This is a genomic window from Streptomyces alkaliphilus, from assembly GCF_014141535.1.
In the GTDB taxonomy this organism is placed as follows: domain Bacteria; phylum Actinomycetota; class Actinomycetes; order Streptomycetales; family Streptomycetaceae; genus Streptomyces; species Streptomyces alkaliphilus.
Genome location: NZ_VKHT01000041.1, coordinates 1 through 13,782, shown reverse-complemented (window position 1 = coordinate 13,782; position 13,782 = coordinate 1). Strand labels below are relative to the sequence as shown.

At 67.7% G+C, this 13,782-nt stretch carries 14 protein-coding genes and 1 pseudogene; 7 read left to right on the top strand and 8 right to left on the bottom strand.

What is annotated here, in order from left to right:
• Positions 1–116: 116 nt before the first annotated feature.
• Together guaA and FNQ90_RS03010 are read left to right on the top strand one after the other, a co-directional pair.
• Positions 117–1,700: a glutamine-hydrolyzing GMP synthase gene (guaA, locus tag FNQ90_RS03015; RefSeq protein ID WP_182604828.1), complete on the top strand. Its 1,584-nt coding sequence runs from the start codon at positions 117–119 to the stop codon at positions 1,698–1,700.
• A gap of 147 nt (positions 1,701–1,847) precedes the next feature.
• Positions 1,848–2,435 carry a Uma2 family endonuclease gene (locus FNQ90_RS03010; RefSeq protein ID WP_228470816.1) on the top strand — a complete coding sequence of 196 codons (588 nt, stop codon included), beginning with the start codon at positions 1,848–1,850 and terminating at the stop codon, positions 2,433–2,435.
• A 389-nt stretch (positions 2,436–2,824) separates the two neighbouring features.
• Here FNQ90_RS03010 and FNQ90_RS03005 read toward each other — a convergent pair whose 3' ends face one another.
• Entirely contained in the window at positions 2,825–3,250 is a 426-nt protein-coding gene (locus tag FNQ90_RS03005; RefSeq protein WP_182604826.1) for a Rid family hydrolase, read from the bottom strand.
• Positions 3,251–3,353: 103 nt separating this feature from the next.
• Here FNQ90_RS03005 and FNQ90_RS03000 point away from each other — a divergent pair, with 103 nt between their 5' ends.
• On the top strand, positions 3,354–3,845 hold the full coding sequence (locus tag FNQ90_RS03000; protein ID WP_182604825.1) for a MarR family winged helix-turn-helix transcriptional regulator: 492 nt from the start codon (positions 3,354–3,356) through the stop codon (positions 3,843–3,845).
• A 33-nt stretch (positions 3,846–3,878) separates the two neighbouring features.
• Here the strand turns inward: FNQ90_RS03000 and FNQ90_RS02995 are convergent, their stop codons facing one another.
• The 3 genes from FNQ90_RS02995 to FNQ90_RS02985 form a co-directional block, all read right to left on the bottom strand.
• Positions 3,879–4,439: a hypothetical protein gene (locus tag FNQ90_RS02995; RefSeq protein ID WP_182604824.1), complete on the bottom strand. Its 561-nt coding sequence runs from the start codon at positions 4,437–4,439 to the stop codon at positions 3,879–3,881.
• Positions 4,440–4,586: 147 nt separating this feature from the next.
• Positions 4,587–5,288: a class I SAM-dependent methyltransferase gene (locus tag FNQ90_RS02990; protein WP_182604823.1), complete on the bottom strand. Its 702-nt coding sequence runs from the start codon at positions 5,286–5,288 to the stop codon at positions 4,587–4,589.
• Between the two features lie 177 nt (positions 5,289–5,465).
• Positions 5,466–6,203 carry a hypothetical protein gene (locus FNQ90_RS02985; protein WP_182604822.1) on the bottom strand — a complete coding sequence of 246 codons (738 nt, stop codon included), beginning with the start codon at positions 6,201–6,203 and terminating at the stop codon, positions 5,466–5,468.
• Between the two features lie 269 nt (positions 6,204–6,472).
• Between FNQ90_RS02985 and FNQ90_RS26980 the strand changes: the two genes are divergently transcribed.
• The 3 genes from FNQ90_RS26980 (at position 6,473) to FNQ90_RS02975 (ending at position 10,716) form a co-directional block, all read left to right on the top strand.
• Positions 6,473–7,999 (top strand): ricin-type beta-trefoil lectin domain protein, encoded by a 1,527-nt coding sequence (locus FNQ90_RS26980; RefSeq protein WP_323379750.1) that lies wholly within the window; start codon positions 6,473–6,475, stop codon positions 7,997–7,999.
• Positions 7,914–8,975, top strand: coding sequence for a polymorphic toxin-type HINT domain-containing protein (locus FNQ90_RS26975; RefSeq protein WP_228470815.1), 1,062 nt, complete (start codon positions 7,914–7,916; stop codon positions 8,973–8,975). Before FNQ90_RS26980 ends, FNQ90_RS26975 begins: the two co-directional genes overlap by 86 nt.
• 1,297 nt (positions 8,976–10,272) lie before the next feature.
• Complete coding sequence (locus FNQ90_RS02975) at positions 10,273–10,716, top strand: SMI1/KNR4 family protein (RefSeq protein WP_182604821.1); 444 nt, start codon at positions 10,273–10,275, stop codon at positions 10,714–10,716.
• A gap of 59 nt (positions 10,717–10,775) precedes the next feature.
• Here FNQ90_RS02975 and FNQ90_RS02970 read toward each other — a convergent pair whose 3' ends face one another.
• Genes FNQ90_RS02970 through FNQ90_RS02960 form a run of 3 tightly spaced genes read right to left on the bottom strand, consistent with a single transcriptional unit; the run spans position 10,776 to position 12,178 of the window.
• On the bottom strand, positions 10,776–11,108 hold the full coding sequence (locus FNQ90_RS02970; protein WP_182604820.1) for a hypothetical protein: 333 nt from the start codon (positions 11,106–11,108) through the stop codon (positions 10,776–10,778).
• 9 nt (positions 11,109–11,117) lie between these two features.
• The gene (locus FNQ90_RS02965) at positions 11,118–11,300 is read right to left on the bottom strand and encodes a DUF397 domain-containing protein (protein WP_182604819.1); all 183 of its coding nucleotides are present in this window, start codon (positions 11,298–11,300) and stop codon (positions 11,118–11,120) included.
• A gap of 20 nt (positions 11,301–11,320) precedes the next feature.
• Positions 11,321–12,178 (bottom strand): helix-turn-helix domain-containing protein, encoded by an 858-nt coding sequence (locus tag FNQ90_RS02960; RefSeq protein WP_182604818.1) that lies wholly within the window; start codon positions 12,176–12,178, stop codon positions 11,321–11,323.
• Between the two features lie 154 nt (positions 12,179–12,332).
• Here FNQ90_RS02960 and FNQ90_RS28630 point away from each other — a divergent pair.
• Positions 12,333–12,764 (top strand): annotated as a pseudogene (locus FNQ90_RS28630) (ATP-binding protein); the annotation flags it as partial.
• An 83-nt stretch (positions 12,765–12,847) separates the two neighbouring features.
• On the opposite strand, the gene FNQ90_RS02955 reads toward FNQ90_RS28630, so the two are convergent.
• Positions 12,848–13,684: an SAM-dependent methyltransferase gene (locus FNQ90_RS02955; protein ID WP_182604817.1), complete on the bottom strand. Its 837-nt coding sequence runs from the start codon at positions 13,682–13,684 to the stop codon at positions 12,848–12,850.
• Positions 13,685–13,782 lie beyond the last annotated feature (98 nt).

The window sequence follows — 13,782 nt, the reverse complement described above, 5'->3', positions numbered from 1 at the left end:
GCCCCGGACCGTCCCGCCCCCGGCCGCATCGTGAGACCGCCGGAACCCGGCCGGTAGACTCGCGGACAGAACCCCTCGACCGCCGGAAGGCAAGCTCCGTGGCATCCGTGGAATCCCTGGCGTCGGAATCGCCCGCCGCCCCCGACACCGTCCTGGTCGTCGACTTCGGCGCCCAGTACGCCCAGCTCATCGCCCGTCGGGTCCGGGAGGCCCGGGTCTACAGCGAGATCGTGCCCTCCACCATGCCGGTGGACGAGATGCTGGCCCGCCGCCCGAGCGCGATCATCCTCTCCGGCGGCCCGTCCTCCGTCTACGAGGAGGGCGCCCCCGGCATCGACCGCGCGCTCTTCGAGGCCGGGATCCCCGTCCTCGGCATGTGCTACGGCTTCCAGCTCATGGCCCGCACCCTCGGCGGCACCGTCGACAACAACGGCGCCCGCGAGTACGGCCGCACCCCGCTGACCGTCACGAAGTCCGGCTCCACCCTCTTCGAGGGCACCCCCGACGACCAGACGGTGTGGATGTCCCACGGCGACGCCTGCTCCGCCGCCCCCGAGGGCTTCGCCGTCACCGCCTCCACCGAACTCGTGCCCGTCGCCGCCTTCGAGGACGACGAGCGCCGCCTGTACGGCGTGCAGTACCACCCCGAGGTCATGCACACCACCCACGGTCAGCAGGTGCTGGAGCACTTCCTGTACCGCGGCGCCGGCATCGCCCCGAGCTGGACCACCGGCTCCATCGTCGAGGAGCAGGTCGCCGCGATCCGCGAGCGGGTCGGCACCAGGCGGGCCATCTGCGGCCTCTCCGGCGGCGTCGACTCCGCGGTGGCCGCCGCCCTCGTCAACAAGGCCATCGGTGACCGACTGACCTGCGTGTACGTCGACCACGGCCTCATGCGCAAGGGCGAGACCGAGCAGGTCGAGAAGGACTTCGTCGCCGCCACCGGCGCCCGCCTGAAGGTCGTCGACGCCTCCGAGCGCTTCCTCGCCGCCCTCGCCGGGGTCACCGACCCCGAGCGGAAGCGGAAGATCATCGGCCGCGAGTTCATCCGCGTCTTCGAGCGGGCCCAGGCCGAGATCGTCGCCGAGGCCGACCACGCCGGCGAGGACGTCGCCTTCCTCGTGCAGGGCACCCTCTACCCGGACGTCGTCGAGTCCGGCGGCGGCACCGGCACCGCCAACATCAAGTCCCACCACAACGTCGGCGGCCTCCCCGAGGACCTCGAGTTCGAGCTCATCGAGCCGCTGCGCAAGCTGTTCAAGGACGAGGTCCGGATGGTCGGCCAGGAACTGGGCCTGCCCGAGGAGATCGTCCAGCGGCAGCCGTTCCCCGGCCCCGGCCTGGGCATCCGCATCGTCGGCGAGGTCACCCGGGACCGTCTGGAACTGCTCCGCGAGGCCGACGCCATCGCCCGCGAGGAACTGACCGCCGCCGGCCTGGACCGCGACATCTGGCAGTGCCCGGTGGTCCTGCTGGCCGACGTGCGCAGCGTCGGAGTCCAGGGCGACGGCCGCACCTACGGCCACCCCGTCGTGCTGCGACCGGTCTCCTCCGAGGACGCCATGACCGCCGACTGGTCCCGACTGCCGTACGAGGTGCTGGCCCGCATCTCCACCCGGATCACCAACGAGGTCCGCGACGTCAACCGCGTCGTCCTCGACGTCACCAGCAAGCCGCCGGGGACCATCGAGTGGGAGTGACCTCCGGAGCGGGCCCCAGCGGTCCCTCCCGGGGGTGACCCCGACGTCACCCCTCTTCGCCGCCACTCGCACGTTCGGGTGGCGGCGAAGCCGTTTCGCGGTCGATACTCTGGTTCCCGGGTCATGATCCCGTCCATGGGAGCTCTGATGACAGCCGCCGAGCCACTGCCCGCATGGGCCGTTCCCCCACCGGGCGGATTCACCGCCGAGGATCTCGACCGCATCCCCGATCTCCCGCCGCACACGGAACTGATCGACGGGAGTCTGGTCTTTGTGAGCCCGCAGAAGTACTTCCACTCGCTGACGATGTTTCTACTCGAAGCGGGTCTGCGCGCCACCGTTCCCGAGCACTTTGGGGTTGTGCGGGAGATGGCTCTGAAGTTGGGCCGCCGCAACCGCCCCGAGCCGGACGTGATGGTCCTGCGTGCCGAGGCCGTCACCGATGAGGCGGAGGAGACCGGTTACCGGGCAAAGGACGCGGTCCTGGTGATCGAGGTCGTCTCCCCGGACTCCGAGGAGCGCGACCGCAAGCGCAAGCCGCAGCTCTATGCGGAGGCCGGCATCCCGCACTTCTGGCGAGTGGAGAAGGGCGAGGGCCGGCATCCGGTGGTGCACGTGTACGAGCTGGACACCACCACCGGCGCCTACGTCCCCACCGGCATCCACCGGGACCGGCTGAAGCTGCCCGTCCCCTTCGACATCGACATCGACCTCACGGCCATCGACCGCCTTTGAGCCGTGCCCGGCCGCACAGCCCACTCACCATCGCGGGCACACACGCTCGCGGGCAAGCCGGCCACCGGCCGGGTACCGACCACGCGGCGCGATGGGTCCGGTACCGGCGGGGCGCCCATGGAAGCAGACCGACCCCGAGGTCGGGGACCGTGCCGGACCCGGGCGGAACCTGTCAAAAACCTGTTCCTCGTCGAGTCAGCCGTGGCCGGGACGAGTGCTCTCCCCCGGGTCCGGGGCGAGGAAGAGGCCCGGGATATCGATAGCGGTCACCGCGGGCGCCGGTGGAGCCACCCGCGGGACATGCGCCCGGTACGGGGCAATCATCGGGCCGGGCGCGAGGTCGACACCTCCTCGGGGGCATCGCGGGGAACGCGACGAGGTGAAGCGGTTCAGTCCGAGGCGTTGACAATGGCGGTGACCCGGATCTCCACACGCATGGCGGCGAGCCCGAGGACGGTGACGCCGGTCTGGGTCCAGACGGGAGCGCGTCCGTCGAGGCGTCGACGGAACTGCTCGGCCATGACGCTGTTGTGGTCCTCTCCGATGGCCTCCTCGCCCGGTGTGACCTTGTGGTACGAGTTGATGTGGATGACGTCCTTCCAGCTCGCGCCCACGGTGGCGAGTGTTCGCTCGACGTTGTCGAAGGCCCTGACGATCTCGTCCTCGAGGCTGTCGGGGATGTGGAAGTCGTCGTCCCAACCTCCTTGGCCCGACGTCTCGACCCGATTGTCGACGCGGACGGCCTGGCCGTAGCCGAGGAGTTCGATCATTTTCTCCCCGTAGCCGGGGGTGGTGCCGAAGGTGACAGTGGTCATGACCCTCCTTGTTGCTTCACTCATGAACTCATGCGTGAAGTGAATCTAGCAAGGTGTGACTTCATGTGTAAAGTGATATGCGGTCGCGGGTTCGGGAGGGGCTGTGAGTGGCACCGATGAGGGCGAGGTCGACGAGGAGCCGAGGTGGCTCGATGCCCCGGAGAAGGAGGCGTGGACGAGTCTGATCTCCCTCGCCCTGCTCCTGCCGGGCAGGCTCGAGTCACCATTGCGCAGGGAACACGGCCTCACGCTGTTCGAGTACCTCGTGCTCAGCCACCTGTCCGAAGCTCCGCGGCGGAAGTTGCGCATGGGCGAGCTCGCCTTCCTCGCCAGCGGGTCGCTCTCCCGCCTGTCCAACGTCATCAAGCGCCTCGAGCAGCGTGGCTGGGTCGAGCGAGCCCCCGATCCGGATGACGGTCGCTACACCCTGGCCGAACTCACCGAGGAGGGCTTCGCCATCGTGCGCAGGGCGGCGCCCACCCACCTTCGGGCGGTGCGCCGACTCGTCCTCGATCATCTTGGCGCGGCCGATCAAGAGGCCCTCGTCCGCATCGCGGAGAAACTACGCATCGTCCCTCCGGGCTTCACCCGATGACACCTCCCGGCCGGGAGGCGGCCGCTGAGGCGCTCACCGGTGGATCGAGACCGAAGTGCCCCCACCGACGACCCGGGGCGGGGGATCAAACGGGTGCCCTCCGCTCTCCGACCCCTTCCCGGCCGGTTCCCCCGGTCGGGGTCGGCGGACGACGGCTTGGACTTCCATGACCTCGATGTCGTGGGTGGTGTCGAAGACGGCGGTGGGCAGGGTGTCGCCGGTGCCGCCCGAGCCCTCCCGGGAGACCTCCCAGGTGATGCTCGCCGTCATCGGGTAGGAGTCGACGTGGTGGGTGGCGCGTCGGTAGATGAGTCCGCAGGGCGGGTCGTCCCCGGAGCGGCCGGTGGTGTAGGGGGTGCCGACGGAGCCGTCCCCGTTGATCGGGCAGCGGCCCGAGCGGGGAAAGAGGTCGGCGTCGGCGTCCTCCGGTTCGTCCCCGGCGGTCGTTTCCTCGGGCTCGGGCGTGTGCTCGGCGCCCTGGTCGGCGCCGGCGATCGGGGCGTCGTTCCCGTCCCCGCTGCCGCCGCAGGCGGTGAGGAGAAGTGCGGTGGCGGTCGCGGCGGCCAGGGCCGCACCCTTGTTGCGCGGTCTCACGGCCGAACGTCTCCCGGGTTGTGGTGAGCGGAACGGGGTGGCCCAGGGGCCGAACGGCAGGCTACCCGGCGGGTTTTCGGGCCCGCCGGCCGTCCCGGACAACTGTTGCGGGACCCATACATCCTTCGTCGGTCACTCCCCGACGCGTCAGCCTTCCGGCTTCACCAACCGCAGGGCGAGGAAGGCGGGGGTGGTGCGCAGCTTCTCGTGCCGCTCCCGGTCGATCTCCCGGAGTTCGGGCAGGGGCCGGGGCTCCACCGGTTTGTCCAGCCGGAAACCGGTGCCGAGCACCTCGTCGAACGTGGCCTCCAGCGTCATGCGCTGGTAGTGGATGGAGGCCCCGCTTCCCCCGAGGTCGAGATCCACCCACTCCGAGGAGTGGTACGAGCCGCCGAAGTGCAGCCAGTCGGCTGTGGGGTGGGTGGTGGAGAGCAGCAGTCGTCCGCCCGGTCGCAGGACGCGGAACAGCTCGGCCAGCGGTTCCCGCCGGTGGGTGAGGTGGTGGATCATCAACGCGCACACCACGTCGTCGAACGAGGCGTCGCCGAGGAAGTCCAAGGGCTGTTCCAGGTCGTGCAGCCGCAGTTCCACTCCCTCTCCCAGCCGCGCCCGCGCGTGCCGCAACAGGGTGGCGCTGCCGTCCACGCCGACCACCTCGGCGCCGCGTGCCAGGAACCCGGCGGCGTGGTGGCCGGCCCCGCACCCCGCGTCGAGGATCCTCCGCCCCGTCACCTCTCCCGCGAGGTCGAGGAGGGCGGGGCGGTCGATCCAGGCGTTGTACGGGCTGGTGTCGGCATGCTCGGCGAAGAGGTCGCCGAGTTCGTCGTGATACGCGGTCTTCGGAGGCATCCGGCAAGAGTGTCGGGGGTCGGCCCGATGACGCAAACCGATTCTTCTCCGGATTCGCCCCTTCCGTCGACGGTCGCTCATGGGCTTGCGGGAGGCACCGGGCCGGTCCACCGAATTTTCGAGGCGGTCATGGAGGGGTGGGCGTTGAGAAGGAGCCCTCGGGGTGGCGTCGGGACACTATTTTCCCTCCGGGTGCTCCCACACGACATAGCTGTTGGGCGAGGCGATGCGAACGAAACCGTATCGTCCCTCGTTGGTGACGATGCAGTAGGTGACCGACAGGCTCATGGTGTAGTCGGTTTTTTCCTTCCATTGACCCGGGGGCAGTTCGGAGCAGGCCGTTCGGCTCGGTTGGCCGTCCTCCCATCGGGCGACCAGGGCACCGTTGACGCCGTGCAGGCCACCGCGGGTCAAGCCCCCGCTCCTGAAGTCGACCGTGTCATCCCGGTCGTTGGTGGTGCGCCCGGTGTCCAGGTCGATGTGGGTGGGGCCGGGCCACGGGTACGGCGAGACCAGGAAGTCGCCGTGGACGGCGATCTCGTCCTCGTCGTGGAAGTCCGTTATGAGGATGACGGAATCGACCTCGGGGTCGACCGCGATGTCGATCTTCCCTCTCTCCACATCCTGGATGAACTTTCCGTTCATCTCGATGCGGAGTTTTCTCTCACTGTCGATGCGGAAGACGGTGACCTGATCCGCGCCGTCGATTTGCTGCCTGACGGTGAGGATGGTGTCGTTTTCCGGTTCGAATCTTTTTTCTTTCCTGTGCTCCAGGTAGTGTTCCAGTGCGTAGCTGCCGACGTAGGTGAGGATTTTCAGGCCGGGATCCTTGATCGGGGCGTTTCGGGTGGCCTTGATGACGATCGGCGCGACCTTGTCCTCCAGTACGTACTCGAAATCAGAACCTCCGGTCACACCGGAACATCCGGTGATCAGAAAGACCATGGAGAGTGCCAGGAAAATTATCCTTCTCGGCACAACCGACCCCCCTCGAACGTGCGTTCCCGGCTGTTTGTGACGCACTTCCGTGCTTTCACGAGCCGGCTCCGTCGAGGCGGGTTTTCCCGCTTCCTCATCGTCCAACCCGGGCAAGGGCGGATCTCCGATACACTTTTCGCATCGTTTCCCTCAGATGAGGGAATTCCCGGTCGCCCGTGGTCACGGCCCCGAGGAACCCCCGGGGCGTGATCCCCAACCAGGGCTCCTGCACGGCGGCCGGCAAGAGCGCACCCGCGCCCTCCTACGGCGACGGCACCCTCAACGTCGCCGCCGGCGCCGACAACTCCGGCTACTGGCAGAGCTACTCCTACGACGACCTGGGCAACCGCACCGGGCTGGTCCGCCACAACCTCGCCGGCGACAGCGCCAGGGACACCGTCGTCGAGTACTCCTACGGCGCGGCCAACGGCTCCCAGCCGCACACCCTCACCCGCGTCGACACCACCGTCACCAGCCCCGACGGCTCGGTGACCATCGACCTGGCCGCCCTGCGCACCTACGACGAGGCCGGCAACACCACCTCCGTCACCGAGCACGGCGACACCCAGACCCTGTCGTGGACCCACGACGGCCTGGTGGAGCGCGTCTCGAGCCCGGGCGCCAACGGGGCCGTCGCCCACATCGGGCCCGGCGGCAAATGCCTGGACGTCGCCTCCGGCCTGTCCACCCCCGGCCAGGCGATCCAGCTCTACTCCTGCAACGCCGCCTCGGCGCAGAAGTTCACCTTCACCGCCGCCTCGGACGCCGACCCCGACACCGGCACCATCAAGGTTCTGGAGCGGTGTCTGCAGCCGGTCTCCGGCGCGGCGAACGCGGCCGTCCGCATCCAGGAGTGCGACGGCAGCACGGCCCAGCTGTGGCAGCGCACCGCCGCCGGCCAGTTCCGGCACGTCGACTCCGGGCTGTGCGCCGCCGCCTCCGGCGGCCAGACCGCCAACAGCACCCCCGTGGTGCTGACCGCCTGCAACGCCTCCTCCACGGCGCAGCAGTGGGAGGCGCAGGGCGAGACCCGGTACGTCTACGGCCCCGGCGGCACCCGCCTGCCCACCATCCAGGAACGGCAGGCGACCCTGCACCTGGACGAGTCGGAGGTGACCGTCCACAAGGGCGGCGCGCTGATCAACACCCAGCGCACCTACGCCGGCACCGGCGGCGCGGCGATGCGCTACGTCAACGGCACCGGCGCCTCCCACATGGTGGCGCTGACCTCCGACCACCAGGGCAGCCCGTACGCCGAGATCGCCATGTCGGCCGGGATGCAGGTGAGGGTGCGCAAGCAGGACCCCTTCGGGGCGGTGCGCGCGCAGGCCGAGACCTCGGCGAAGCTGCAGAGCCACAGCGGGTTCCTGGGCGCGACCCGGGACGACTCCACCGGCTACATCCAGCTCGGGGCCCGGTTGTACGACCCGGCGGTCGGACGGTTCATGTCCGCCGACCCGATCCTGGATTTGAGCGACCCGTCGCAGTCCAACGGGTACGCCTACGCCCACAACAACCCGGTCACCCACTCCGACCCCACGGGCCTGAGCATCAGCCTGTCGCGGGCGGAGAAGACCGGCGGCGTGGGCGGCGGCCGGATTGAGCGCGGCGCAGATCGCGAGGGCGGAGGCCGACTCACGGAGGTCGTTGACCAGCGTCATCCTGGCGGCGTCGTGGGGCATCCTGTCGGAGTTCCCGGGGATCAACGACGCGATCCGCTGCTTCGGCGGTGACCTGTGGGCCTGTGGCGAGCTGATCCTGGGGGCGATCCCCTGGACCAAGCTGTACAAGCTGGGCAAGGTCGCCGCGGCGGTGAACAAGGCCATCTCGGCGGTTCGCTCCTGGCGCCGGGCGAAACAGGCGGCGAGTGCCATCCTCTCCCGTGCTCGGGCGGCCGAGCGCTCCGCGTTGGCGTCCAAGAGGAGAGCTGCGGCGGCGTCGAAGAGAGCCGCGCAGGCGAAGAAGGCGAAGGCCAGCGCCAAGGCCAACACGACCAGCAACAAGGCCGTGACCGTCACGAAGAAGACCGGTAACCCGGTTCAGAAACAGGCGGCGGCCAGAGCCAACCCCAAGTCCTCCACGACCTTCGTCAGCGGTGGAAGCCGCGGCGGCGGGGGAGGTGGCGGGAGCAAGCCGGCGGCTTCCTCCAAGCCCGGCGGCAGCACCGGGGCGAGTTCCCGCAGCAGTGGTGGCTCCAGTGGGGGTTCGTCCGGGAGCAAGGCGAATGAGACGGCCGCACCCTCCTGCACCCGGAACAGTTTCGTGCCCGGCACTTTGGTGCTGATGGCGGATGGGTCGACCAAGCCGATCGAGGAGGTGCGAAACGGCGACCGGATCCTGGCCACGGATCCGGAGACCGGCCAGACCCGGGTCGAGACGGTCACCGCCGAGATCACCGGCGAGGGCGAGAAGGAACTCGTGACCGTGACGGTGGACACCGACGGGGACGAGGGTTCGGAGACCTTCGACATCGTCGCCACCGACCGTCACCCGTTCTGGGTGGAGGATCTGCGGGAGTGGGTCGACGCCACCGACCTGCGGGCCGGTCAGTGGCTGCGCACCAGCGCGGGCACCTACGTCCAGGTCACGGCTGTCGAACGCTGGACGGCGGGCGCCACCGTCCACAACCTCACCACCACCAACCTCCACACCTACCATGTGCTGGCGGGGGCCACCCCCGATCCTCGTCCACAACTGTGGCGGTGCTGATGTCACGACGGTTTATCGAAAGCAGGATACTTCGATTCCGGAAACCCAGAGGCTGTCCGTTGATGCCGGTGGAAATATCTCGCATGCGGGATCTGGATCACTTTACCTAAACATGACTGGCGATATCAGTCACTCGCTCGGGTTCAAGGGTGATCAGCTAGTCGCCTTCGATGTGCCCACCTCCTATATTCGCGGGCTTGCGGAAGCCTCCCTTCCTCAACGTATGCCACGCGGATGGGCGGGGACGAAGCGAGAATGGAATCGGGCTCTCAAAATGGCCCCGGATCAGTCCGATGGACCTGGTCTTTTTGGTCTTCGTGATCACCATATTCCTGGGCTGCTGAATGCCATCATTCCGGGATCGGGTCGGATCGTTGGTTAGGGCGAACTTGATGAATCGTTACGATCTTGCAAGTGAGGAGCGTCGCCTGGGGCGGCGCCCGTCGGAAGACCCGATCGCCCTGCTTGGGTTGCTAGTGGTCACACCCGTGGCGGACGAGGTTGGGTACGCCCAGCGACTTAGGGGCTTGATCGCCGCAGCTGTGGAGATATCCAGGTCTGTCGACTTTGAGAGTGGTGATGTTTCGGGGCAAACTCTTCCATCCTGGTTCCTTGCGCTTTCCGGAGGTTCGGTTGGAGATGTTCCAGGAGACCCGATTGGGAGTGCAGGAAAGCATGGGTATCTAGTGGCCAGAGACGACCGACCATGGGATTCAGAAGATTGGATCTACTGCTTCGATCCCGATCTCCGTTCGTGGTCTTGGTGGGATGTCACCGTTGATGAGAATGGAAAAGTTTACGTTTGGGTCGATACGAAGGGCGAGGCTCATATTCCCTGCGAAGAGCTTTGGTGGGCGCTTTTCGTGTCAGGAGCGGCAAACGTTGACCCGTTGACGCTTGAGTTCCCATCATTGTGGAGTGGGCAGCGGAGTGTAGGTCTTTCGTAATGGGCTAACCTGGAACTAAGGGAGCCCTGCTGAGATTGAGCCCATCGGGGCTCTCAGGGTGTTTGACGGCAGTAGTTAACGGCAGTGGCATCGAGCCTTGTCATCTGCGAGTGTCTTCCCGTTCGGACATGATCCGGGTGATGGCCCTTGTGGTTCGAGGTGACATGGTTGCTCTTCATCGACTGGATTGGCTTCCCGGCTACGGATGACTGCTGAAGCCGGTCCGTGTCAAGGTGTCTTTGATTCGACTTATTCGAAGCCTGAAGCAAAAGAGAACTGCCTCAATGACTGTTCGCATGGGGGGCCGTGTACAGGACGGTCTGTGTCACGTGTGTGAGGGTGAGGTTCGCGTGAATGAGGGCGTAGGGCCGCATGAGTACATCTTTGGTATGCCCCTTCCGGCCTGCCTAATCGAGTCGATCAAGGATCGTAGATGGGTGGGACTGGCCGATTCGCCTGAGCTTGGAAGGGTATTCGGGGAGACCTCCGTTCGTCCCGCATTTCATTCGATCCCCGGCATGATGGGAATGACGAAGTGGTGGCGGGAAGAACTCGATGAAGAAACCCTGAGATGCTACTTCGGCACATCCGACGAATATGTAGAGCCCGGTTACATGTCGCGGTTGAAGACCGTGTTCATCGGGAATCTGGGGCCAGACCTTCCTTTCGTGCTGGATTACAGGACTTCTCCTGTTGCTCCAAACGTGGCCTTCCTGGGAGAAGAGGGTTCCTGGCGAAAGATTTCCGAGAGTGTGTGCGATCTCCTCCTTGCGTTGCGACCTGTAAATCCCTGATTCCTGACCCGGTGAAAGCCGGCAAGTCGAACGAGGTGGAGCGTCGCAGTGAAGCAGGTTCAGGAGGTTGAGGGTTCGACTCTTTCGCCGGTCGGGTTTTCGGTGGGGACGCAGGGGCGGGAGGCGGTGTAGGAGAAGAGGCAGTCAAGGAGCATGGAAATGGCTCCTGCGGTGGAGGCTGCGAGAACCACGTCGGGGGAGAGGTCGAGGAGGCGTGGGATGGCGTTGAGTGCTCCGGCGCCGAAGACGCATGTCAGTGCCACGCCGAGGTATCCCGGTCGTTTCCGCCGGAAGACGCCGGAGGTCGGCGGGCGGAGGATGAGGAGCATACCGGGGGTGAGGAACAGGGCGGCGAAGATGCCGAGCATTACCGCGTGGGGGTTGGGGTTCACAGGCCCGGTTCAGGGCCGGGTGAGGTGGTGGAGGAAGGCCGTCCACGCCTCGGTGGGGACGCGGGTATGGGGGCCGGTGGGGCGCTTGGAGTCCCGCACGCCCACATGGTGGGTCCCGTGTCGTATCTCGACGCACTCGCCGTTCTGCATGCTGTGACTGCTTCGGATCCATGTGGCTCGGGACGTGTTCACCGTTCACCTCCGGGTCGGAATCATTCCTTGGCGAGGCGCTGGATGTACGCCTCCGACTCCATCGGTCCGAGGGCCGTGGCCCGGATGTGGTCGAAGACGCGGGTGTAGTGCGCCGTGTCGGTGGCGGACTCCAGGTAGGCGTGACTGGTGAGGTGTTCGAGGAGAACGACCTCCAACGCCGCCGGCGCGGGGAAGCTGTAGAGGTGGAACGGGAGCATCCCGCCCTGACATGCACCTGCGGTGAAGGGTAGTACCTGCAAGGTGACCCGGGGAAGCCGGGCCATCTCGATCAAGTGCCGCAGTTGGTCACGCAACACCCCGGCACCACCGACTTGTTGGCGCAGCGCTGTTTCCCCCAGCACGATCCACAGGGTGAGGGGGTTCGTGGTGCGGGTGAGGGCCTTCTGTCGCTCCAGGCGGACCTGCACGCGGGTTCGCCGGTCCTCGTCGAGTGGGCCGGGCTCTCCACCCTGGATGATCGCCGTGGCGTAGGCCTCGGTTTGCAGGAGGCCCGGCACGGTGGAGGGCTGGAAGCCCCGGCAGGCGGCCACTTCCTCTTCCAGGCCGATGAGATCGAGGAAGTCCTGCGGCAGTCGGTCCTCCAGCGCCTGCCACCACCGTTCCCGACGGCTTTCGCGGGCGAGCGCCAGCCAGCTCTCCCGAGTGTGGGGATCCGATACCCCGTACAGGTCGAGGAGCACCTTGAGGTCGAGTTGTCGGATGCCGGAGCGTCCCGTCTCGATCCTGCTGATCTTCCCCGGATGGCAGCTCAGCTCGCGTGCCGCGTCCTCCAGGAGCAGGCCGCGATCCTCGCGCAGCCGGCGGAGATTGGTGCCCAGGACGCGGCGTCGGACGGTGGAACGCAGTTCTGTGCTCATCGGTGGAACCTCCCCTGATCGGTCGCATCCTGTCATGGGGGATGAGCACTACGGAATCGAACTTGGGAACCAACTGTTTTGAGTGACTTGCAAAATGGGACACTTCGAATGATGCTTCATTCCGTAATGACTCGCGCACTTTGAGTCAAGGGGTGTGTGGGTCGTCCTCCTCCGAAGGGACATCGCATGGTGCCGTCGCTTCCCCTCCCGTCCCCGCTGTCGTCCCCACCGGTGGAGCGGGAGGGCCGTCGGGAGTACGAGCCGCTGCTCGGGAACGCCGGTGCCGCGCGGCGGTGCGACGCGGCTGGCCATCGAGTGGGGGCACCCGGACCCGGCGCCGACGGTGGCGTTGGTGGCGGGGGAGTTGGCGGCCAACGCGGTACTGCACGGGTGTTCCCGGCAGCGGCCGTTCGGGGTGCGCGTGGTGCTGCACGGCGCGGCCCTGCGGGTGGAGGTGTCCGACGGCCGGGCCGACCGGCTGCCGTTCCGCAGGTCGGCGGGGCCCCAGGAGACGTTCGGCCGTGGACTGCTCCTGGTGGAGGCCGTCGCCGACCGGTGGGGCGTGACCGTGGATGCCGGCGGCAAGACGGTGTGGGCGGAGGTGGACGTGTCGCCGGGCGCGGACCGCCCGGCGACACCCGCGACCGACACCCGGCGTCCCGGGTCCGGTCAGGGCTTGCGGGCCACGGCTCCGGCCGCGTTCATCTCGCCCCGCTCCTCCGGCTCGGCGATCTCGGGCCGCCACCGGGGCAGGGAGACCAGGCCGGGCTCGACGAGCTCCAGGCCGTCGAAGAAGCGCGCGAGGCGTTCCCGGCTCCGTAGGATGTAGGGCACCGCGCCGCCCTCGTTGTAGTCGTCCTGGGCGGCGTGCGCGGCCTCGCCGACGTCCGTGCCGTCGTACAGCGTCAGGTGGCTGCCCGACGGCAGGGCGGCCATCAGGTGCCGCACGATGGCGAGGGCCTCGTCGTCGTCGGGGACGTGTCCCATGACGCCCATCAGCATCACGCCGACCGGCCGGGAGAGGTCGAGCGTGCCGGTCGCCGCCTTGAGGATGTGGTCCGGGTCGCGCAGGTCGGCGTCCACGTAGTCGGTGGCGCCCTCGGGGGTGCCGACCAGCAGGGCGCGGGCGTGGGCGAGGACCAGTGGGTCGTTGTCCACGTACACCACCCGGGCCTCCGGGGCGAGGCGCTGCGCGAGCTGGTGGGTGGTCTCGACGGCCGGCAACCCGGTCCCGATGTCGAGGAACTGCCGGATGCCCGCGTCCTCGACCAGGTACCGCATCGCGCGGCCGAGGAAGACCCGCGAGTAGCGGGCGATCTCCACGATCTCCGGGTATAAGGCGCGGAACGCCTCGCCGGCCTCCCGGTCGACCGGATAGTTGTCCTTGCCGCCCAGCCAGTGGTTCCAGATGCGGGCGGAGTGCGGCACCCGGGTGTCGATGCCGGGCGGGGTGTCGGTCGCCGCCGGTACGTCGGCGTTCCCGGGGGTGCGCGGGGTCTCGCTCATGGTTCTCCCGTTCGGTCGGATGGGGCGACCACCCTAGGCGCACGCCGTTCCGGGGGAGGAGCGAAGCGGCGGGGAATTCACGGGGGACGTACGGGAGT